This window comes from Acinetobacter sp. BEC1-S18-ESBL-01 (assembly GCF_014169935.1).
Taxonomy (GTDB): domain Bacteria; phylum Pseudomonadota; class Gammaproteobacteria; order Pseudomonadales; family Moraxellaceae; genus Acinetobacter; species Acinetobacter pittii.
Map to the genome: position 1 here is coordinate 2450834 of NZ_AP022302.1, position 22102 is coordinate 2472935.

A 22102-nucleotide genomic window follows, 5' to 3' on the forward strand; every position below is an offset into this window, starting at 1 on the left:
TTAATTTACCCCTGCCTGAATAAGGTCATGCATACTAATTACACCAATCACTTTGTTTTGGTCATCTACCACCACAAACTGACTAATTTTTTTCAGGTTCAGCTGTTGTAGAGCTTCTACCGCACGTGCTTCTTGAGAAATCGTTGATGGTTTTTTTGTCATCACTTCTGAAACAGGCAAATTCACATCAAAACCTTGCTGTTTATCAATTAAACGGCGCAAGTCACCATCGGTGAAAATACCAAGCAAATGTTCTTGTTCATCTACAATTGTCGTCAAGCCTAAACGTTTATTAGAAATTTCATAAAGCACTTGATTCATTGGTGTATCTGGTGAAACTTTTGGCAGCTCATCGCCTGTATGCATCAGATGTTTTACATGTAAAAGTAAGCGTTTACCCAACGCACCTGCTGGATGCGAACGAGCAAAATCATCTGCGGTAAAACCACGTGCTTCAAGTAAAGCAACAGCCAGTGCATCACCCAAAACTAAAGTTGCTGTCGTACTCGACGTAGGCGCCAAACCTAATGGGCATGCCTCGTCAGACTCGCCTAAAGTTAAAGCGATGTCGGCATTTTGCGGCATTGGGCCTTTATCATCACGGCTAATGGTAATAAGAGGAACGCCAAGATGTTTGATTAAAGGCATCAACATCATGATTTCATCACTTTTTCCAGAGTTGGAAATCGCAATTAAAACATCACCACGAACCAGCATTCCCAAATCGCCATGCCCAGCTTCGCCCGGATGCATAAAGAAAGATGGTGTACCAGTTGAGGCGAAAGTTGCAGCCATTTTACGGCCAATATGCCCTGACTTACCCATGCCAGTGATCACAACACGACCTTTACACTGTAACAATATTTCACAAGCTCGGTTAAAACTGTCACCAATTTGTGTTGCTAACACGTCTAAGGCTTGTTGCTCAATACGCAATGTTGCTAATGCGCTGCTTTGGAAATCTGTAGGATTGGGCATACGAGTTTGACTCAAAATAATTGATCTGATCTCTTGTGAAGATCGGTGATTTTAATCAAAAGATTTGGGGGCATTCTAACATAACTCAATCATCTACACGTTTTTAAATGTATAAGATTTCACAAGCTTATAAAATTCTTGCATAAACCTTTGTGAAAAATGATGCATCAGTTATGATGTAACACTGTTTTTGTTGAGTGTTTGAAAACCCTTATGCAACCGTTTGTTTTATATAACTCTGAGCAACGAAAAAAAGTTGAATTTGTACCTCGCAAAGAAGGTCACATCGATATGTATGTCTGCGGTATGACCGTTTACGACTACTGTCATATCGGGCATGCTCGAGTTATGGTTGCATTTGACTACATTATTCGTTTCTTACGTAGTCAAGGCTGGAATGTTCGCTACATTCGCAACATTACCGATATTGACGACAAAATCATCAAACGTGCGAATGAGAATGGTGAAACAATCCAACAACTCACCACTCGTTTCATCGATGCAATGAATGAAGATGCTGCAAACCTAGGCTGTTTAGCACCTGATGAAGCACCTAAAGCGACTGAATATATCGACCAGATGCAAAACATGATTGGCAATTTGGTGAATAAAGGCGCTGCTTACCCTGCTTCAAACGGCGATGTTTATTTTGAAGTCACCAAATTTGAAAAATATGGTCGCCTCTCTGGTCGTAAGCTTGATGATATGCAAGCAGGCGCAAGTGAGCGTGTTGATGTAGAAGTTGAAAAGAAACATCCTTTTGACTTTGTACTTTGGAAACATGCCAAAGAAAATGAACCATCTTGGGCATCTCCATGGGGTAATGGCCGTCCGGGTTGGCACATTGAATGTTCTGCAATGTCGACTTGCTGCTTAGGCAATCACTTTGACATTCATGGTGGTGGTTCAGATTTAATGTTCCCGCATCATGAAAATGAAATTGCGCAAAGTGAAGCTTCGACTGGTGAGCAATATGTAAACTACTGGATGCATGTTGGCTTCATTAACGTTGATGGTGAAAAGATGTCTAAGTCTTTAGGCAACTTCTTTACGATTCGTGATGTGATGGAGAAGTTCCACCCTGAAGTGATTCGCTACTTTATTGTGTCTTCACACTATCGTAGCCCTGTGAACTTCTCTGATGTGGCACTCAAAGAAGCAAAAACTTCTTTAACTCGCTTCTATCATTCATTTAAAGCTTATCAACAAATGTATGGTCAAACGACAACTGAAAAGCTTGATCAAAGCTTTATTGAACGCTTTAACAATGCAATGTGTGATGACTTCAACACTGCCGAAGCAATGGCTGTATTGTTTGAACTCAATAAAGAGTTAAACCGTGCTGTAAAAGAAGAGCAAGCTGACCAAGCGACTGTGCTTTATTCGACATTACGTCACCTCACCAACATTTTAGGTTTGGTACAACACAATGTAGATGATTTCTTAAAATCAGATATTGGACAAGAAGCGCTTGCTTTGTCTGATGCTGAAATTGAAGATTTCATTCAACAACGTGTTGATGCGAAAAAAGCAAAAGACTTTGCGAAAGCAGATGGTATTCGTCAGTCTTTACTCGACCAAGGTGTGGTACTTGAAGATACACGTCAAGGTACAGTTTGGCGTCGTGCTGATTAAACGTTCAATTAGATCACAAGAGTGTTGACACTTTAATGAAACACTCTATAATGTGCTCACATTGCGGGAATAGCTCAGTTGGTAGAGCATAACCTTGCCAAGGTTGGGGTCGCGAGTTCGAGTCTCGTTTCCCGCTCCAAAATTTAAAAACCACTTAATTCGAAAGGATTAGGTGGTTTTTTATTGGCTATTGGTTAGCCTTGGCTAGTCGAAATCATATTAAAGAAGCGTTGTATATTCTGCTACAACACCACCCTCTTTGTTGGCTAGATTTGCTATATCAATCTTAGGATGAGATGAGTTTTATATAATTTATTAGCAGATGAAAATATGGGGCTAAGGCAGAGTTCACCCCAACTGTACTAACTTTAAAGGTGACAAAATAATTATAGTTTAAATATTATTTAATAATGGCTGTTTTCATAACTCAAACCAAATGTTAAAGTATGTAAATATTGACTTTCAAATAAATGATTTAAAACAGGTAATTTTGTTATCTGTATGTAACAAAAAATAGAGGCAACTTTCAAAAAAGTAACGGTATGTATCTAGATTCATCAAACTCTAAATGGCATGAAAAGATCATACCACTTAGGAAAGGATATAAATTGGTTGGAAAAGTTATTGGGTTATACAGAGATGTTTAAAAAGTAAGCCCTAGCGACTTGCTTTCGTATTCACTAAGATCTATTCTTCACTTTTAATTAATTTTCTGGTATGTGAAATATATGGCATTTGAAATATTCAATGATGATTGCTTAAACATCTTGAAAACTATTGAAGATGATCATATTGACCTTACGATCACCTCTCCTCCTTATTGTATTGGCAAAGCGTATGATATCCATACGACTATTGAAGGCTTTGTTGAAATTAACGAGCCAGTCATCAAGCTAATTTGTGAGAAAACAAAACCTGGAGGGTCAGTCTGTTGGCAAATTGGCCATCATGTTCTTAAGGATGAAATCGTTCCTCTAGATTTTATTGTTTATGAAATTTTTAAGCGAGTTTGTCCTGAAATGAAGCTTAAGAATAGAATTATTTGGACTTTTGAACATGGAGCAAACTGCAGAAATCGCTTTAGTGGTAGACATGAAACAATTTTATGGTTTTCTAAAGGAAAAGATTGTTTTTTTGATCTAGACTCAGTGCGTGTAAAGCAAAAATATCCTGGGAAAAAATATTATAAAGGACCGAAAAAGGGTGAATATAGTGGAAATCCCTTAGGTAAAAATCCAGGAGATGTTTGGGCGATACCAAATGTGAAAGCCAATCATATGGAAAAAACTGCCCATCCTTGTCAATTCCCAATAGCTCTTGCCCAAAGACTTATCAAGGCACTTTGCCCAGAAAATGGTACAGTTTTAGATCCATTTATGGGGTCAGGCTCAACTGGAGCAGCAGCGATCCTTGAAGAAAAGAAATTTATAGGGATTGAACTAGATGAAAATTATTTCAAGATAGCAGATCAGCGTTTAAAAGATGCTGACTTAGGATTGCTCAAATATAGAGATATTGACAAACCCATATTTGACCCAGCAAATGCTGGAGCTGTTGCAAAAGATCCATTTATTTAAAACTTGAGACAAACTATGACAAACAATAATCAACCTATTACCGTACCGTGCGTTAAATTAACTCAACACAGTCGCAATATTTATTTGTTCTCCTTAGATGCTCATACGCTCTGGGATATTTTACAAATTAATGAAAGGTCAGCAGATAAAGATGAAGGCTATCAACGCGCTTTATCTAATAGCCGCGCTGAAGATATTAGTAGTTTCATTTCAGAAAGAGGACTTATTTCTCCCGCCCTGATCGTATCATTAAATAATTCCACTTTTGATCCAGTAACGTCAACATTAAAAATACCTAATATTGAGAATGCTGGCTGGGTAATTGATGGGCAACATCGTTTACGTGGGGCCTATTTAGCATCAATTTCTGAAAACCCAATAAATTTAGATTTACCAGTTGTAGCATTTTCAGATTTAAGTGAAGATGAACAAATTGTACAGTTCGTAACTATTAATAAAGAAGCTAAAGGTGTTCCTACATCCCTATATTATGATTTATTAAATCGATTACCGCATAATAAAACTCCAGCTGAAAAAGCCAAAGAAATCGCTACTGAAATTGCTCGAACATTAACTAAAGATATAGATTCTATTTTTTATGAAAGAATTATTTTTGTTCGTACACCTAAAAAGGGAGAGTTATCTGTTAATAACTTTGTTCGAAAAGTAAGCCCTCTTTTAACTGAAAATAGGGGAACTTTGGGAACTAATTTCACTCAACAGAATCAAACTAAAATTATTGAAAATTATTTTACTGCACTAAAAATTGTATTTCCTGAACAATTTACATCACGCAATTTTCGGTTTTTTGGAACTTTAGGATTTGGAGCTGCAATTAATTCATTTGATACAGTATTTTCATTAACGCGCACCGAATTCGGAACATTTACGGTTGAGGATATTGTAAAAGTTTTACAAAGAGCTGACGATTATAATTTTAGTACTTGGGATCAATATGGTACGGGTGTATCTGCGGAAACAGCAGTTGGTAACGATTTTAAGGCAGTCATCAATGCCCGTACACGTGAAATTCAAAATACAGATAGCATTTTGAGATTATAGTAAATGTCAAAAGATTTAGATGTTTATTTAACGCGTTTACCACAAAGAGTTACTGACAATATTTTTTTGCAATGGAAAACTAAATATCAACAAGATGATGCATTACTTGAAACTGAAGATTTAGAAAATTCTCTAATAATTAACTCTGTAGGGCTGCCTAGTAGACAATCTGAAACGGCGAAATTTACTTCGCCGTTAGTTTATAACCAAGTTATGAGAGAAAGTATACTGTGTGCTTACAAATCAATAGCTATTCTTCGAAGTATTATTAGAGATTTATCAAGTGGGCAGCAAACATACCCCGATGTATCTGCATATCTTGCGAATATGCTTTTGGGAAGAGCTATTTGCTTATTATTAGGAGTATGGTTCTCTCCTTGTAAAATAAACAATGATTACTATTTAATTGATTTATTTTTCAAAAAGCCAACTGGATATGAAACAAGAGCTTTCAATTTAAAAAGCTTTAGGATGAATCACGAAGTACTTTGGAAACTCTTCATTAATTTAATAAAGAATACTCAAGGTACATACATAACACCACAAATAACTTCATTTATAAATTCAATTAAACCTAGTGATTTCGCCTCTCATAGAAATCACCTTCAATATAGTTATCATAACTGGACTTTTGATGATCTTATTAATGATGATGAAGTAGATTGTAGTTGGTTCACTGATTATCAATTTAATTTAGCTCTGGACTTTCAAAATTTCACAAGTCATGCAAATAAATTAATGCTTTTAGAATTGCTAAGTTTTTTTATTGACTTATTTTCTTCAATAGCAGTTATGCCTGAACAAAAAATACACTTAGAAGTGTTTAAAGACAGTTTAAGTAATTACAAGCAGTGGATATAAACAATTAATTTAGTACAAACCCACATTTTTGTGGGTTTTTCAAACTCAAAACTAAGGATAACTTCCTGAATTATTAACTAAAAATTAAGTTATCACACCTTTACGTTAGAGTATGAGTAAAAAAGCCCCCGTCTGGGAGCTTTTTAAAATTCGTTTAGCAGCCTAAAACTTAACTTGGATGAATTTCTGCCGTCAATCTTTGCAAGTCATGACCCGAAGGTGCTTGGTAAACACGTAAACCAAACTCAGGAAGAATCGCAATTAAATGGTCAAAAATATCTGACTGAATTGCTTCATAAGAAACCCAGGCAATTGTGTTGGTAAATGCATAAATTTCTAACGGCAAACCTTGGCTGGTCGGCTGTAACTGACGAACAATAATAGTTTGATTTTGAGCAATGCCCTTGTGCTGACGCAAGTAAAATTCAACATAGGCCCTAAATGTACCAATATTGGTTAGACGGCGTTTGTTGTAACGAGATTGATTGCTTAAATGCTTATTGAATTCTTCAATTTCAGAATTCTTTGCATTTAAGTATTGATCTAGCAATAAAAAGTCCTTGAGCTTTTGTTGCTCTTCATCACTCATGAAATGAACGCTACTTTGGTCAATAAAAAGTGAGCGCTTCATTCGACGGCAACCCGAATTGCTCATACCACGCCAGTTTTTAAATGTGTCGGTCACGAGCTTATTGGTTGGAATGGTGGTATAGGTTTTATCAAAGTTTTGAACAGTCACTGTATGCAGTGAAATATCAATTACATCACCATCTGCATTGAGTGATGGCATTTCAATCCAGTCCCCAATACGTACCATGTCATAAGAGGCAATTTGTACACTCGCCACCAAAGACAAAATAGTGTTTTGGAAAACCAGCATTAATACCGCTGCCATTGCACCAAAACCTGCAAGTAAAGTGAATACATCCTTTTTAAGGAATGTTCCCAAAATCATGAGGCCACATACAACAAATAAAATGAGTTTAACCAGTTGTAAGTAACCTTTAATCGGCTTATTTCTAGATTTTGGATTACGCTGATAAATAAGATTAAAGATGTTTAACAGCTCGCTGACCGTAAGCGCGAGTGTAAGAAAAATAAATGCTTGCGCTGCCATTTCTACAAAAGCAATAAACTTTGGAGATAGATGAGGCACGGTTGCAATACCATTCATAATCACAACAGCAGGAACAATATTTGCAAATTTCTTTATAACGCTATGCTGAGCGAAAATAGACTGATTTGGTGATTTGAGTTTTGTGACTAAATGACGAACGCCCCGAACAATAATACGCTTGGCAATAAAATTTGCTATTGCAGCAAATAAAATCAAAATCGTGAGTGAAACCAACATTTCTAGCCAAGGATATTGACTTAACTCACCCCGAATATCACGGAAAAAATTTAAAAAATCCAAACCTATACACCTTTAAAATTTCTTTTGTAGAATTTTAGGGGTTAAGAACGTTTCTCATAAGGTTTGTTTACATATGTAGTCATAAATACAACAACTAAGTTATATACCCTGCCCAAATTTAATTATGATCCGTTAATTTTAAAGCTTCATCTGCTTATGTTTCAGACCAATTATATGAACTAGATCGGACTTATCAGTTCATTTAGAATAAGGCGTTAAACGAATAATTCTGGTTTGAGTGAGTGAAATTTTCTGATTTTTTGACTTTTATTGGAACAGTCTGGTTCAGCTTATTGTTTATCTATATTGCTTGGACATTTTTTCTTAAAAGTCAGGTTCAAAGATTTTTGATTTATAAACGAGGAAAGATTGCTTCTGCCGAGGTCGTATATTTTCAAGACTCATTAGCTAAGGTGCAATATCGCCCTTTATGTTATATCAAATTGAAATTTCAAACTGAGCAAGGCCAAGTCATTACTGAAAATCTAAAGGTGCTTATTTCTAAGCAAGATCACTATAAATATAAAGTGGGTAGTATTATCAAAATTAAATATGACCCTAAAAATTTAAAGAATATTTCAATATTGAGCGAGGTAATGATTTAGGTCATTAGAGATTATTTAAAAAGTAGGATAAACCTTGAGGTGCGCGTCCATTTAACCGACTACTTGTAGTTACTCGAACCAGATTGCTCCAAGTAATATTACAACAATGCTTGATCAATTTTTTAATTAAAGACACGTCTTCATGACATGAAATAGGCTCAAAGCCACCGACCAAAAGATAGACCTCTGAACTAAAACTTAAATTTGCCCCGTGAATATGCTCGTGGTCCATCTGATCTTTATAGTGCGCTAAATATTTTTGCTGTTTCGTTATAGAGAGATGACTAAAATCGTCTAGCGTTACAGTGCCGCAAATTGCATCTGTAGGTTGGTGCTGGATTTGATAACGTAGCCAATCTGGACTCACCACGGTATCTGCATCAGTACATGCAATCCATGTCACGCCACGCCCAATTAAATGACGAATACCTAAATCCCTCGCCTTGCCAACGCATGCATAGCTGCATTCAATCCAGTTGATTTGATGGCTTTGGACGATCAACCGCGACTGATCTGTACAGCTATCGAGTACAACAAGCACTTCTACCTCATAATCGCCGATGTTATCTATGGCGACCTGAATAGATTGCAGGCAGGCCGATAGATAGTGCTCTTCGTTATGCGCTGGAATGACGATACCTATTTTCATCTTAGTTTTTCCTGCTGAGCTAGAGAGGAAGTGTTCGCCGTCCACAGATCAATCATAAAGTCTGGATCGTTTAAGCTGAGGTAATGATGAAATGGAAAATGTTGCCGAAAAGCTTGATGGACTTGTTCAGCGTCTAACTCAAAATCTTGAATTTCATGGCGCCAGTGACAACACAGAATCTCGCCGTCATCATTTAAACTATGCTCTAATTTTTCAATAAACTGATGCAATTCATCTGCCGATAAGTAATAGGCCATCTCACTAATTAAGATCAGATCAAACTTTTGAATTGAGTAGTCTTCGGGTATTTTCCTGTTCTCAACCACCACATGCTCAAATTCTTTTAAACGCTCGGACGCCAAGCGAACAGCACTATCAGAGACGTCTATACACACTAACTCCTCAGCTCTTTGCGCCAAATGAAAACTTAAATGTCCATTTGAACAACCCACTTCTAACACTTTTGGGTAGCGGGGTTTTGTCAGCAGCGCGAGACAAATTTGTCTTTTACGAGCTTCATACCAATGAAAGTCGTAGCCCCATGGATCACTGTTATGACGATATAAATCTTCAAAGTACATGCGAGAATGAATCACTCAAATAAACCTCATAAGGCATTAAAAGACGCTTAATTGCACTTGAAGAAAGAACCGCAGCATTGCCCGTAGTTTCATCTGCTTCAAGTTGGGTTTTAAACTGCAAAATTGCTTGATGTTTTTTAGTTAGCTGTTCTTCGGTTAAGTGATAGGCTTTTGCTCGGTACCAATCGATTCGAGAGTCTAAAGGCTTTGCCCAATGCCAAGCCCAAATTAATACGTGCAAACATAGAAGTTGCTTAGCGGTTGCGTAAGCTTGTACGGTTTTACCTACTGCTTCGTGGTCTGGGTGACCATCAAAGGCATAGCTACAAATTAGAATGTCATCGGGTTGAACGATCTGCTCTAAACTCTGCCACAGTTGATCAGTTTGCAAATGGATCTGGCCATCTAACAAATTAAGCTCTATATGCTCGGTTGACTTTGCTACCCCTAGACAATTTAAGGCTGCCAAGCTTTCTTGCGGGCGAAGAATATTGAGCTGATCCGGAGGATATTTTGTAGAGTTAGGATGACTTTGGGTGCCGTTACTTACCGCTACAACCAAAATCTTGCAGTTCAGTGCAAACAGCTGCTGCATTAATCCGCCACAGCCAAGCACTTCGTCATCCGGATGTGGGGCTACAATTACTACTTTTTTTGAGCGAAATAACTCAAGATCTAAAGCTGCTAACGGTTGTGCTTTAAATGCCTTTAACCATTGCTCTTTGGCTGTCCCCTCACCAAAAATAACGCGGTCTTCAACCAATGGATGTTTTAAAGTTCCCATAGGCTTTGCTCCGACACACAGAGTTCTGCAATTTGTTCATGGTCAAAAGCAGCATGACTTTGCCTGATAAACACAGGCAGATCAGCCATGAGCTGAGCAAATGTGGCATCTTCACAAAAAGGACGAGCACCCAAGGCTTTCCCTACTCGCTCAATAACGCTCAGGCAGCATTGTTCTGTTTGGGCACGTAATATTCGAATTTCCCGCTCATGACTTAGCGTTGGTTTCTGGTCTATGAGCTTGGCCACATATTGAAAATACTGTTTAGTGATTTCTAGCTGCTGAGCGACCTCACCTAAATACAATTTTTTATAAGGATTCGGAGTTGCCTGACAGCTTTCTTGCAAAAAGTTAGCTAGACGCACGGCGGCACCATACCAACAGGCCGCTACACCTGCTGCACCATGCCAAAAACCTGGGCGTTTTAAATAACTATTTGGGTCACCAATCAATTTAACAGGTGTATTTTTAAAAGTTACTTGCGCAGTCTGTGTCGCATGCATGCCTACAGCGTGCCAGTGGCTTAAGTCAGTTGTAATGGATGGATGACTTAAGTAGACAATACAAAGCTGCGCCTGCCTTTGCTGATCTTTATAACTTATTAAAGCTTTTTGGATAAACTCCGCGCCAGAGCACCACGGTTTAATGCCATTACAAAGATTATCTTTTATTTGCAATGGTGCTGGTCCACCGTCTGCTGCCCAAACTGCCCAAGTCTGGTCATCTATTTCTTGCTGATAACCCAATTCATTTAAAATGCTTAAAGCATCACAATGAGACTCAAAAAGCTTAGCTAGACTTAAATCAACTCCAGCAATCTGCGCAAAAAGTTGCCAACGTTGATAGATTTGACCCGAAGCTGGATGAGGCAAATTTTGAGTTAAATTTACAAGCTGAAAAAGTAAATTTATACGAAGCTTACTTTTATCTTCAGCTAAGGCAGCTTCAAATTCACTCAAACTGCTCAGTATCGTCATGTTTATAGGTATTTTAATATTCATTGCAAATAATTATTTATAAGACTTAACCCAACCATAACTAAAGATTTCTGTTTAGATAAACATATAAATTGTAATAAAAAGAAAAATATTATTAGTTTTATATCTAATTATTTCATTGTTACTCAAATATCACGATTAAGTGAACTTATAATCTGATCATGTAAGGTTTATTAAAAACTCAACATTTAATCGATTATTTAAAGTAGTTTAGTTCTTACCGTTTTTCTATTTCCAAAGAAGAGGTCTAAAATGAACACTTTAAATATTAATGATATTAAAAAACACGCAGATGTTATTGCTTCTTGTGGTACTAAAGTAGGTACTGTCGATCATCTTGATGGTGAAAACCAGTTAAAACTCACCCGAGACGAAAGTGGTCAACATCACCTCATTCCTACTGGATGGATTGGGGAGGTAAAAGAAGACCAAGTTATTCTGAATAAAAACTCAGAAGAAGTTAAAGATCAGTGGCAAGCGATCTAAACTTCTAAGCTAGCTAGTTTTAGCTAGATTAAAATAAAATAAATTTATAATTAAAAATTTAAATTATAAAAACCAAAGCTCCTTTTTATTAAGGAGCTTTTTTTATTCTTCTCATATTTAAAATAAAAAAGCTTACCCTCGTGTTGTGTTAAATATATCCAATCTTTAACAGAGCTGCTTTTATCTCTATAAACCTTTTTGAGGCTCATTTTGTCCCTTAAGCACATGGTGATCAATTTTACTTAATGCTAAAAATTGTCCATTCGCATTAAATGAAAAATTATGAATAGGGTGACATATATGATCACAGGGAATCATCAGCTTAAAGCAAGAAAGGTCCATTTCGATTTTACCGAATCATCGGTCTGTTGGATGCCGAATGATCCTCTATGCTCGCATGTCGCCAATGGCATTAACATGCTCTTACCCGCTGGTGAGTTTTGGTTTTGCCGTGTGTTTAATAAAACCCTTCCCTTGATTACCGATGAAACATTAAAACAAGAAGTGATTGGATTTGTCCGTCAAGAAGCTGCTCATGCACGTGCCCATGAAAAAGCACAAGACTTCTTACGTGAAAATGGTTACGACATTCAAGAAACACTCAACCGTGCCCATTTTGTTTTTAATATTTTGTTGGGTGACAAACCTCTAGGCATACCTTTTTTAAAAGGCGAAAAGCTTGATGAATATTGGTTACTTTTCCGAGTAGGCGTGATTGCTGCAATCGAGCACTTTACGGGAACCATTGGTCAATGGACGCTGGATAGTAAATCTTGGGACCAAGCTGACCCTGCTATGGCAGATTTGTTCCGTTGGCATTTGGCTGAAGAAGTAGAACATCGCTGTGTTGCTTATGATTTATTTGAGCACCTTTTAACAAACAAGTTTGGGTTTTATGTGTCGCGCCAAGTGATTATGGCGGCGGTTTTCCCACTGTTTATTTACTTCCTTGCTGACTTTGCCCGTAGTTTAGGTAAGCAAGATTTAGAGCATGAAGATATTCAAAAATTGATGCGCCGTGGCTACTTCAAAATTATTCGAGAATTTGAAAAAACTGCGACTCGCTCAGACAACTTACCGACTATTAAATATTTGTGGAAAGCGACGTTAAGATGGGCTTCTCCAAAATTTAACCCAATTCATGAGGGAGACACCGAGCAAGCTCTAGCTTATATGGCTCGCTCGCCTGCAGTTCAATATTTTGAAGGAATGGCACAGGCTGCAAAACCTGTGTAATCAAGCTAAGCGCTTATTTCAATACAAAGTAAAGCCTCCTTTTTGGGAGGCTTTCTTTCGTTTAAGTGTTATCTAGACCGACACAGATTAAAAAGAAACAATCGAACTAGCGCGCTTTCATCAATGCTGTTTTTTTCAAAAAGTCGGAACATCGCCCCGTCAATCATGCATAAAAACATGTAAGCATCTTCAATCGAAGCCGTAGTTTTGACAGTTAAAAGTAGTTTATAAATTTCATTGATGAGCCAAGTTCGGTACTCAATCGTAACGCCATAGGCCTTGGGATAGACTCTTTTAATTTCAAACAATGCCTTAAAGGGTAAATGATATGGCCCTTCTAAACTCGCATGTAAAAAATAAATTTGCTTAAGTTTATCCAGCACCATGAGTTCATTGTAAGAATAGAGAATGGAAAACACTTTGTCTTTTAGCATGTCTTTTTGGAAACTAATACACCTCTCGATTAGCCGTTCTTTTGAGTGAAAGGCATTATAAAAAGTGGCTTTGGAAACTTTGGCTTCACTAATAATTCGGTCGACACCAACTTTATGAAACCCATATTGATTAAATAAGTCTTTTGCTACGTGAAGTACTTTTAATGCTTTAAAAGAAGATTGTAAATTTGGCATAGGAATACCGCTTAAAATAATTTTTTGTTGTATGTAAATGAGATAGAAATGCCGTCACTCTTAAAATGAGTGCTAAAAACAGGCATGCAAAAGCCGCACAAAATGGCGTGCTGACCTATCTCAAGTTTTATAGTTGCTGTGTTTTAGATTTTTAAGGCGTAGAAGACCTAGAGTCGATTGAACCGCTTTATAGATTGCTCGAGTGGTATGAATAGAGAGACTTTGGCAAAAGCCAATAAAGAAGAAATAGTACGCATAGCGGACTCCTTTGGGTATAAAGAAGCTTCACCACATTACTGTCAAATAATGGTGGCGAAACGAGAGAAGGTTGACAGACTGATACCCAAAAGATCAGCACACCCGAAGGTGTCCCCCTCCCGTTCCGCCGCAGAGGGGGCACGCAGGGATGCCCACAAAAAAGAGAGACTTTTTCGTGTGCTTTGGGTATGCGGCCTGTCAAAGCCGACTGGCAATGTGGCCAGCAGGCAAAGGATAATCGGAGGGGTTTTAGGTGTCAATGTGATATTGGCTACAAATAAAGCTTTAAAAACATGAGTAAAATATTTACTAATCCATTACTAAAGCTTTTGTTTATAAAATTAAATAATTGTTGAAAGCAGCTTAAGAAACTTTAAAAGAACATAATGCATTCTTTTCTTTTAATAATTGAATATTCTTAAAACCAGCTAAAGAAAATGTATGTATATGCTCATCAATTGTCATATATAAGTCTTTATTTTTCATCCCCTCCTCATCTTTGACGATATGATCGGTGACAATATATAAAGAGTTTTCATTTAATAGATGATTTCTAACTTGTATGTGAAAACCTTTAGCAAAATCTTTATGTCTTAATTCATGTAAAGCTTGATGAATGATAACGACATCGTAAGTTTCTTGTTGGCATACATCATACCAACCATTGTCTTTAAAATTTGCGGTTAAGTAGTTAGCCTTATTTGAGAGTAATCCTAAATTTGTTCTAGACAACTCATGCATAGCTTCTGAAAAATCTAAAGCTGTATATTCTGCAGACTCTATATTTTCTAATAAAATTTTTGCTAAATAGCCTGGACCAGCACCTATCTCAAGAATTTTAGGTTTTTTTATATTGAGTGACTTAATCTCAGCCACATACATGCTAAAAAACTCGTATCTCCAAGGACGCTTCATATTTACTTCTTCAGCCCACTCTAGAGCATCAGCAGCTTTTCTTAAGTCAATTGGACTTGCAACTTCCTTTATAGTCATAATTTTCGCCTTCTAAGCTCTTTTTAGTGTTAAAAATAAGAATATACTTTTAAAAATATATCTCTATTAATTTATTAGTTCTATTTATTTAAGAGGAATTTTAATTTGCAGACTAGATCAATTGATACACCGATAAAATGAATAATTAAATCCATTTTATCGGCTTGCTAGAATCGGTTTTTAAAACCTTATTTTTTTATTGTTTAATATATTTTGGAAACTCTTTTAAAACCTTATGGCAAAAGTGACCCTGTGTATCCGCTTTCTTACGTTCTTCAAATTCCTTCATACCAAATTTCATAACCTCTCTACCGTATTTTTCACCAAGGTCATGTTTAGTACATTTTGCGGCAGCATCCTTTAAATCTTCTGAATAATAGTGATAATTACAATCGAGCTGAGCACGGCTTAAAAAACCATGTAGTTCCACTGCTTTCTCACACTGAGTTTGCTCTAGAAGATTTCTAGACTCTTGAGCAGCATAAATTGATGTTGCTAAGAATAAAGTGAAAATCGTTACTAAAAAATTACGCATTATTTCCCCGACAAAGTTATTAAAAGTATTAGTGATAATATTGCGGGCGTATTAAATAATAATTATTTATAAGTGTCTATTAATAATAAAGAAAATGGGATAACCCTCATCTCTTTTGAATACTTAATCACCTTAATAAAATTGGGTGATTAATTTTTATCAAATCAATGATATTAAATTTGTTTTATAACCATCTTTAATATCATTCGAGTTATTCGAAAAAAGAGTTTTAGTGATATTTAATTCGTTTATAATCTACTAAAACCCTTATTCATAACACTACGTTAAAACCCTAATTTCTTAAAGACAAAATAACCCACATGACTTTCAAAGCTACCGTCATTTTGAATTTTGAAATATTTCTTCACAAGGTCAGATGAACCTTCCTGCAAATAACGTAAAGTTTTGATTTGATCTTCAGGCGTTTTCATTCTCTTTACCCAACTATCAAAGTCTAACGCAAGCGTTTGTTTATCTAAACCCACCAAGTCAAAGCCTGCATCTTCAATAAAATAGACCCACTCTTTCACACTATAGTTTCGTACATGGCTTGGGTCTCGAATAGTTTCGATCGTCTGCAAAAACGTATCTAATATGGGCGAGCTAGAGCTAATAATGTCTACAAAAATAACAATGCCATCAGGCTTAAGCACGCGGTTTACTTCTTTCATGGCAGTCGGAACATGTTGCCAGTGATGTGCAGAATATCGGCTAATGACCACATCAAACTGCTGATCACTAAAAGGCATGTCCTCAGCAATGCCTTGCTGCACAAAAATGTTTTTTAATTTGCGTTGGCTAGCCGTCTTAGACACGGTGTCTAACATTTCATGAGATAAATCGTAAGCAAAAACAAGGTCGGCATGCGGAGCAACATTGTAGGAAACATGACCACCACCACAGCCTAAATCAAGGACTACAGCTTTTTCAATTTTCTGAATTTCATTAATAAATTTATTAAATTCAATACCTTCAGAATGAGCTTGGCTATTTAAATAGTTGAGAGATTTATTTTGATATTGTTTTTGATTTATATCATGCTGGGTGATCATAACCTTGCTCCTCCTTTGTAATGGAATTACATTAAAGGAAAAGTTAGATAAAAAATAATGATTAGTTTTTCTTTTATTGATAAATAAAAGTTATTATTTGATTTATTTTGATATGTCATGCCAGTTAATGAAAATAGATTTAAAGATTAACAAGAAATCCGCAAAGAGCACTGTTTAGTCACCCTTACTGAAACAGTGCTCTTTGCTCCATCCCAACCTCTATCCAGAAAGGTTCGATGCATAGAAATAGTGTATGTACCTTTGACTCAAAATGTTTCCTGTATTTTTTAAAATTTTTAAACATTCGCAGCATAAAAATAAAGTATATTGATTTTCATCAGAAGATTCTTCTTTGGTTTATATTTTGAACAGAACAGAATACACACTAGATCGTATAGATCGGAAAATTTTATCTGCATTGCGTGGAAATGGCCGTTTAACCGTTGCTCAACTGGCCGAAGAAGTAGGTCTTTCATCTTCTCCGTGCTGGACTCGACTGAAACGTCTAGAAACTTTAAAAATTATTGAAGGATATACGGTAAACGTAAACCCAAAAGCGATTGGCATTCATGAAGTCTTTTTTATTGAAATTACTTTAGAGCGCCACGATGACGAAATGCTAGAAAATTTCAGTGAAGCATTAGCAGATATACCTGAAGTAGTGGAAGCTCATCTCGTCACAGGTGACTATGATTATCTGGTTAAAGTAGCAGTCAAAGATGCTGACCATTACGAACGATTCTTAAGAAAGAAGCTTTATTCAATTAAAGGAATACGCCACACCCGTTCGACCTTTGCCCTACGCCCTCTCAAATCTGCTAATACAGCCGATTTAATGTTAATCGAATAGAAATACTAAACACGTACAGGCAATTCATTAATTTATTGATTTTAAAACCCTTATTAAGATAAAACCTAGAAAATATAACAGATCATAACTCTGTTATATTTTTTTTAAAAAATTCTGTATCTATGATTACAGCCTTCACTTCTTCAAAATGTAATTAATCTGAATTGGAGGCATCGCCATGAACATTTTGAAGAAAAAAAATAAGGCCAGTTTTGTATTCTTTATTATTACTCTCTACTCTTTTATTGGGTTTGGCTTAGGCTTCGTTATTTGGGAATACTTTTTAAAGGCCTAGTTTGCTAAAGAAGTATCAGCTCACCTCAGTAATAATTTCTGAAGTGATTTCTTTACTACGATGATATGCGGCCTTCATGGCTAAACGTATATCATCAGATACATTTCCTAGTTCAAACATTCTGAGCGCTGATTCGGTAATCCCGTTAGCCAAGGTCACCTTGCCACACAGATCCGCTGGCGGGACATTACTTTTACGGACCATTTCAACTGCACCACTTGCCGCTTGGAGTGCTAAATCTAGAGCAAATTGTTTATCAAGCCCTAAAGAAACCCCTGTCTTGATCATGCTGTCTAAAATATAGAAAAAGTAAGCAGGTCCCGAACCAGACAAAGCAATAATTGCGTCTGTCTGCGTTTCAGACGGCGCCCAAAAAGTCTGACCCGTTGCAGAGTACAGCATTTCAATTAGGTCTTTATCAAGCTGGTCCATTTGCTCTGAAGCAATAAGCACATGTGTCCCGGTATGCGTAAGCACAGGTGGATTTGAAATTACACGAACAATTTTTTTCGAACCCGTAAAACGAGTTAAGTTTGCAATATCTACTCCCGCCATCATAGAAACTATAATTTTACTAGCTAACCATTTTTTTAGCGGTATAAGTGTCTCTTTTAACTGTTTAGGTTCTAGTAGCAAAACAACAATTTCAGCTTTTTTTAGTCCATTTTCCTTTTGCTTTAAAGCATTTGTATCATTAATCTTTTTCTCTTCAATGAGGTGTATTTTTTCCTTTTTAAACCCCTTTAAAACCAACCCTCCTATTAACGCTAAAGCTAGATTACTACTGCCAATAAAACAAATATTAGGTTGTACTGCACTTAACATTTAAAATGTTTTCCTTTCTTAAGAGAGGTTTATAACAACAAATATTATCTGTAATTTAATTATGTATATTGAATTAATGATGACCGTCTGAATAAAGAACCCACTTTAATAAAATATATTATTAAAGTGGGTTTTGTTTTATTCGCGCAATAAATAAAACAACTTTAGATTAAGCCTAATGTATTACTATTGTTAGTAAATACCACTAAAAAAATGTTAATCTGTGTAACATATACAAGAGTATTGTAAAAAATTCTGTAACGAATTCTATTAAGCTAATATAAAAAACACCTATTACTTAATAAGAAAATCTTTAAACTAAAAGAAGACACTGAAGTGTTCTAGTTCAAACAACTAAAGAGTTTCTTTCTTATTCGCTAAAATTCTCTCGGCTTTTCTGATGGCCTGTTGTAAATCAATATCTTCGCACACCCAAAAAGTAAAAATTTTTCCAAATAGGTGAAAATGCTGCTTAACATACTGCGAGCTATTGTCTGAATAGTGCTCTTCTATCTTAAAAACATCATTATGATTCTCTATCTTTTGACCGTCTAAAATACCGCCAATACAAATATCCATTTTAGTACCATACACCTAATTAGTTATATTTTAACAAAAAATTTAGAAGCACTTTTAAGAGCATATTTTTATTCTGCTTTTTATTTTAAAGATAAGCTTATTTAAAACTTATAAAAAACCCACAACATAGAGTGGGTTTTTAAACTCTTCTAAAGCGCTTTAGCTTAAAACATATTCTATTTAAATAATATATTTAAAACAACTCTAGTCGCTCTATGAAATTATGAATTCTGAAGAATCACAATATTAGAAGCTTGTGGGCCTTTTTTACCCTGTACTACAGTAAACTCAACACGTTGGCCTTCTAAGAGAACTTTAAAACCTTGTGTTTGAATATCGGTAAAATGAGCGAAAATATCCTTACCTTCATCAGCCGCAATAAAACCAAAACCTTTAGTTTCATTGAACCATTTTACTGTACCAGTAGAAGTAGACATATATTTATCCTAAATTTTAAAATATTATAACTTATTATTGGGGAAACCAATTTAACTAAAAAATAGACGTGAAAACTTAAATATCTGAATGAACCGAAGACTTATAAATAAAACTGCGAAATAGAAATTTATGATGACAAGAATATTTTGTTAGTTATGCTCGACTATACACGCTTCAAAATCATTTGCAATCGATATTCAAAATAATTAAAGCAAGAAAAATTCTATACTGCTGGTTCTACATCTTTCATCTTGATTTGATTAAAGATCCTTTCAATTAAAAATCTAATATTCTATATTTTAATTGAAAGAAGTACTTTTAATTCTTGAGTTACTGATGCCATTAATAGAATTTCTGTTCACCAGCAGGACGTGTTTTAAAGCGTCGGTGAAACCACATGTATTGTGTAGGGGCAATGCGAATTTGGTTTTCAATAATCTTGTTTACCCTTTCAGCGTCACTGACTTCACAGCCACTTGGAAAATTTTCTAATTTAGGTTCTACTAAAACATGATATTGCGGATTACGAATATCACCACTACGGTAAAAATATAAAGGCACGGCTGCTGCTTTTGAGATATCCATTAGTCTGCGATGCGCTGTAACAGTGGCTGCCTGAATACCGAAAAATGATGCCATTACGCCTTGTTTTAAGCCAAAGTCCTGATCTGGGCTATACCATATCGCATGACCATGTTTAAGGTTTTGTATGAGTCCACGCATGTTGTCTCGAGCAATTTGGTTTTTATACACTCGCGCACGACTACGATGAATCAGAAAATCTAAAAACGGATTGTTTTGAGGTCGGTAAACCACGTCCATATTAAAGAATAAAGTACACGCCACTCCACCTGCATCTAAAAGCGTACTGTGGGTACCTAATAAAAGTACGCCATTTTCCTGATTATTGGTTAAATTTTCTAAACCATCTATGTGGACACGGCTTTTAAACCAATTTGGGCAATACCAAGCATTTAGAGCTTCAAATACACCCGTTAAAGTATCAACAAAAACCTGTTTAGCTTTTGCCTCAATTTGCAAAGGTGTTTTTTCTGGAAAACATGCTTGTAAATTACGTAGTGTGGTTTTTCTTCGAGAACTTAAAGATTTCCACGCTATTTTTGATAGAAAATCAGCAAGGCGCCATTGAATAGCCCAAGGTAACATCGCAAATAACATTAGAATAAAAGCTAAAAACCATATACCCCAATATTTAAACGCTAAAAAGGAAAATTGAAACTCGCCAGATTTAAACTGCCGTTCATTTTTCGTCATACTATAGATTTCTTGAGGTATAGACTTAGTATACTAACATGCTCAATTTTTAACGTTGTGTGTTTATGTTGCTTTCACTTTTATAGTTTTATATGCCCTATTTATTTATACAAATCTATATTTTAAATATTTAATCTATGTAAGACTTAAATATACATAACCTTCTGTATACAACGATTATTTTCTCATTTAAAGTAACCGCACAATCTTGCCTCAATTGATAAATAGGATATATCAGCGTGAGCGGTCTTTTAGTATTTATAACAATAGCATTTCTTACCCTATTAAGCCCAGGACCGGGAGTTTTATTTACTGTCACAAATTCAATTAACTATGGTGTTAAAACTGCTTTGTTTGGAATAAGTGGTTTACTTATTGGTATGTTTGTGATTGCTGTAATTTCTGCCAGCGGTGTAGGACTTATTATTACCAGTAACCCTACTATTTTTACGGTTCTAAAGTTTATTGGTGCATTTTATTTAATGTATCTCGGATATAAGAACTTCACTAAAAAACTTGCAACCCAAGAGTTAATGACCGATCAACAAAAAGATAAAGCTGTAAGTAAAACTAAATTGTTTTATCAGGGCCTATTTGCATCTTTGCTTAATCCTAAAACAATCGTATTTTTTATCGCACTCTTCCCTCAATTTATTGATATCAAGAAAGAGATTTTAAATCAATTTTTAATTCTTTCTTTAACCTTTTGTTTTATTGGTTTTTTAATTCATTTAGTTTACGCAAACTTCTCTTCAATTTTTAAAGAGAAAATGTTAGCTGGAAATAATTTCACGATACTCAATAAAATTAGTGGTGCTATTTTCTTTCTACTTGCCATTTTACTTATCGCACAATAAAGCATTGCTCGATCTATTGTTTGTTAAAAAGCCTTAACTCGTGGTTAGGCTTTTTAACTCATTAGACCTTTAAACATGTTCTCTTCTAATACATTTTTAGAGTGTTACTCTGTTTAATATCCAACCATAAAAGAAATCTTCGTAGTTAGGGTTGTTCTCGGTAATTTCAATATAATGCTGCCCTTGCATAATATTTAAAATGCGCACGAATACTTTTTCTCCCTCTTTATTACGTCTATTTAAGTACGTAGCTAGTGCTTGCAAAGTAAGAGGTCCGTACTGACCATCTACCGCAAGGTTTGGCCAACCTTCCTTCCCCTGCTTATTCAGCAGATTTAAAGCACGTTGTAATAAAGGCTTAGTAAAATTGACGCCACAATTTATAGCTGTATCCAGTAGCTCTTCTGCAATAGCTGGGCTAATTACATTAATCTGGTCAAACTGGGGTTCAAGCCAATATTTTTGCTTATAAATAGATTTGGCGACACTTAAGGGCAAGTCTTGCATGTTGCCTTGATATCCGTTCGATCGAGCGACTGCTTCTGTAATGCCAAATTTAGTCGCATGGCCATGATCTGATGGATGGTTAACATACCCGCCTTCTCGGCTGATAATTTTTTCTAAGTATTGGTCGATATTCATTTTAT

25 protein-coding genes and 1 tRNA gene are annotated in these 22102 nt (G+C 35.8%); 11 read left to right on the top strand and 15 right to left on the bottom strand.

From position 1 onward, the window contains the following. The gene (locus H7R46_RS11530) at window positions 1-978 is read right to left on the bottom strand and encodes a KpsF/GutQ family sugar-phosphate isomerase (RefSeq protein ID WP_002122342.1); all 978 of its coding nucleotides are present in this window, start codon (window positions 976-978) and stop codon (window positions 1-3) included. Window positions 979-1191: 213 nt separating this feature from the next. Between H7R46_RS11530 and cysS the strand changes: the two genes are divergently transcribed. From cysS to H7R46_RS11555, 5 genes are all read left to right on the top strand, one after another. Further along, complete coding sequence (gene cysS, locus H7R46_RS11535) at window positions 1192-2613, top strand: cysteine--tRNA ligase (protein WP_005070186.1); 1422 nt, start codon at window positions 1192-1194, stop codon at window positions 2611-2613. A gap of 63 nt (window positions 2614-2676) precedes the next feature. Beyond that, window positions 2677-2752: transfer RNA gene (locus H7R46_RS11540), tRNA-Gly, on the top strand. A gap of 589 nt (window positions 2753-3341) precedes the next feature. Then, on the top strand, window positions 3342-4190 hold the full coding sequence (locus H7R46_RS11545) for a DNA-methyltransferase (protein WP_005070188.1): 849 nt from the start codon (window positions 3342-3344) through the stop codon (window positions 4188-4190). A 15-nt stretch (window positions 4191-4205) separates the two neighbouring features. Then, complete coding sequence (locus H7R46_RS11550) at window positions 4206-5252, top strand: DGQHR domain-containing protein (RefSeq protein WP_032013070.1); 1047 nt, start codon at window positions 4206-4208, stop codon at window positions 5250-5252. 3 nt (window positions 5253-5255) lie between these two features. Next, on the top strand, window positions 5256-6113 hold the full coding sequence (locus H7R46_RS11555) for a hypothetical protein (protein WP_005070190.1): 858 nt from the start codon (window positions 5256-5258) through the stop codon (window positions 6111-6113). A gap of 169 nt (window positions 6114-6282) precedes the next feature. On the opposite strand, the gene H7R46_RS11560 is transcribed toward H7R46_RS11555, so the two are convergent. Beyond that, the gene (locus tag H7R46_RS11560; protein WP_005070199.1) at window positions 6283-7530 is read right to left on the bottom strand and encodes a mechanosensitive ion channel family protein; all 1248 of its coding nucleotides are present in this window, start codon (window positions 7528-7530) and stop codon (window positions 6283-6285) included. A gap of 242 nt (window positions 7531-7772) precedes the next feature. Here H7R46_RS11560 and H7R46_RS11565 point away from each other — a divergent pair, with 242 nt between their 5' ends. After that, window positions 7773-8135, top strand: a complete 363-nt coding sequence (locus tag H7R46_RS11565; RefSeq protein ID WP_005070200.1) for a DUF3592 domain-containing protein — start codon at window positions 7773-7775, stop codon at window positions 8133-8135. A gap of 4 nt (window positions 8136-8139) precedes the next feature. Here the strand turns inward: H7R46_RS11565 and H7R46_RS11570 are convergent, their stop codons facing one another. The 4 genes from H7R46_RS11570 to H7R46_RS11585 are packed head-to-tail and all read right to left on the bottom strand — an operon-like array spanning window position 8140 to window position 11150. After that, on the bottom strand, window positions 8140-8784 hold the full coding sequence (locus tag H7R46_RS11570; protein ID WP_005070202.1) for a glycosyltransferase: 645 nt from the start codon (window positions 8782-8784) through the stop codon (window positions 8140-8142). After that, window positions 8781-9380 carry a class I SAM-dependent methyltransferase gene (locus H7R46_RS11575; RefSeq protein WP_005070204.1) on the bottom strand — a complete coding sequence of 200 codons (600 nt, stop codon included), beginning with the start codon at window positions 9378-9380 and terminating at the stop codon, window positions 8781-8783. Before H7R46_RS11575 ends, H7R46_RS11570 begins: the two co-directional genes overlap by 4 nt. After that, window positions 9355-10149: a PIG-L deacetylase family protein gene (locus tag H7R46_RS11580; RefSeq protein WP_005070205.1), complete on the bottom strand. Its 795-nt coding sequence runs from the start codon at window positions 10147-10149 to the stop codon at window positions 9355-9357. Before H7R46_RS11580 ends, H7R46_RS11575 begins: the two co-directional genes overlap by 26 nt. After that, window positions 10137-11150, bottom strand: coding sequence for an acyl-CoA/acyl-ACP dehydrogenase (locus tag H7R46_RS11585; protein WP_050560157.1), 1014 nt, complete (start codon window positions 11148-11150; stop codon window positions 10137-10139). The genes H7R46_RS11580 and H7R46_RS11585 overlap by 13 nt, the downstream gene beginning before the upstream one ends. Before the next feature lie 249 nt (window positions 11151-11399). Here H7R46_RS11585 and H7R46_RS11590 point away from each other — a divergent pair, with 249 nt between their 5' ends. Together H7R46_RS11590 and H7R46_RS11600 are read left to right on the top strand one after the other, a co-directional pair. Next, the gene (locus tag H7R46_RS11590) at window positions 11400-11633 is read left to right on the top strand and encodes a DUF2171 domain-containing protein (RefSeq protein ID WP_002113991.1); all 234 of its coding nucleotides are present in this window, start codon (window positions 11400-11402) and stop codon (window positions 11631-11633) included. Window positions 11634-11933: 300 nt separating this feature from the next. Continuing rightward, a complete protein-coding gene (locus H7R46_RS11600) occupies window positions 11934-12869 on the top strand; it encodes a metal-dependent hydrolase (protein WP_005070210.1) in 936 nt (311 codons plus the stop codon). A gap of 68 nt (window positions 12870-12937) precedes the next feature. Here H7R46_RS11600 and H7R46_RS11605 read toward each other — a convergent pair whose 3' ends face one another. From H7R46_RS11605 to H7R46_RS11620, 4 genes are all read right to left on the bottom strand, one after another. Next, window positions 12938-13498, bottom strand: coding sequence for a TetR/AcrR family transcriptional regulator (locus H7R46_RS11605; RefSeq protein WP_005070212.1), 561 nt, complete (start codon window positions 13496-13498; stop codon window positions 12938-12940). A 621-nt stretch (window positions 13499-14119) separates the two neighbouring features. Then, on the bottom strand, window positions 14120-14749 hold the full coding sequence (locus H7R46_RS11610) for a class I SAM-dependent methyltransferase (RefSeq protein WP_005070214.1): 630 nt from the start codon (window positions 14747-14749) through the stop codon (window positions 14120-14122). Between the two features lie 196 nt (window positions 14750-14945). Beyond that, window positions 14946-15284, bottom strand: a complete 339-nt coding sequence (locus H7R46_RS11615; protein WP_005070217.1) for a hypothetical protein — start codon at window positions 15282-15284, stop codon at window positions 14946-14948. A gap of 284 nt (window positions 15285-15568) precedes the next feature. After that, window positions 15569-16336, bottom strand: coding sequence for a class I SAM-dependent methyltransferase (locus H7R46_RS11620; protein WP_005070218.1), 768 nt, complete (start codon window positions 16334-16336; stop codon window positions 15569-15571). 364 nt (window positions 16337-16700) lie between these two features. Between H7R46_RS11620 and H7R46_RS11625 the strand changes: the two genes are divergently transcribed. Next, entirely contained in the window at window positions 16701-17186 is a 486-nt protein-coding gene (locus H7R46_RS11625) for an Lrp/AsnC family transcriptional regulator (protein WP_031945309.1), read from the top strand. Between the two features lie 178 nt (window positions 17187-17364). Continuing rightward, window positions 17365-17481, top strand: coding sequence for a hypothetical protein (locus H7R46_RS11630; RefSeq protein WP_002117441.1), 117 nt, complete (start codon window positions 17365-17367; stop codon window positions 17479-17481). Between the two features lie 15 nt (window positions 17482-17496). On the opposite strand, the gene H7R46_RS11635 is transcribed toward H7R46_RS11630, so the two are convergent. The 4 genes from H7R46_RS11635 to H7R46_RS11650 form a co-directional block, all read right to left on the bottom strand. Then, complete coding sequence (locus H7R46_RS11635) at window positions 17497-18306, bottom strand: pyrroline-5-carboxylate reductase family protein (RefSeq protein ID WP_005070221.1); 810 nt, start codon at window positions 18304-18306, stop codon at window positions 17497-17499. A gap of 354 nt (window positions 18307-18660) precedes the next feature. Next, window positions 18661-18885, bottom strand: a complete 225-nt coding sequence (locus H7R46_RS11640) for a hypothetical protein (RefSeq protein WP_002117453.1) — start codon at window positions 18883-18885, stop codon at window positions 18661-18663. A 221-nt stretch (window positions 18886-19106) separates the two neighbouring features. Further along, window positions 19107-19322 carry a cold-shock protein gene (locus H7R46_RS11645; protein WP_005070223.1) on the bottom strand — a complete coding sequence of 72 codons (216 nt, stop codon included), beginning with the start codon at window positions 19320-19322 and terminating at the stop codon, window positions 19107-19109. Between the two features lie 343 nt (window positions 19323-19665). After that, on the bottom strand, window positions 19666-20598 hold the full coding sequence (locus tag H7R46_RS11650) for a hypothetical protein (protein ID WP_005070225.1): 933 nt from the start codon (window positions 20596-20598) through the stop codon (window positions 19666-19668). Window positions 20599-20837: 239 nt separating this feature from the next. Here H7R46_RS11650 and H7R46_RS11655 point away from each other — a divergent pair, with 239 nt between their 5' ends. Then, window positions 20838-21455, top strand: coding sequence for a LysE family translocator (locus tag H7R46_RS11655; RefSeq protein WP_005070226.1), 618 nt, complete (start codon window positions 20838-20840; stop codon window positions 21453-21455). 96 nt (window positions 21456-21551) lie between these two features. Here H7R46_RS11655 and H7R46_RS11660 read toward each other — a convergent pair whose 3' ends face one another. After that, window positions 21552-22097: a glycoside hydrolase family 108 protein gene (locus H7R46_RS11660; protein WP_005070228.1), complete on the bottom strand. Its 546-nt coding sequence runs from the start codon at window positions 22095-22097 to the stop codon at window positions 21552-21554. Between the last annotated feature and the right edge of the window lie 5 nt (window positions 22098-22102).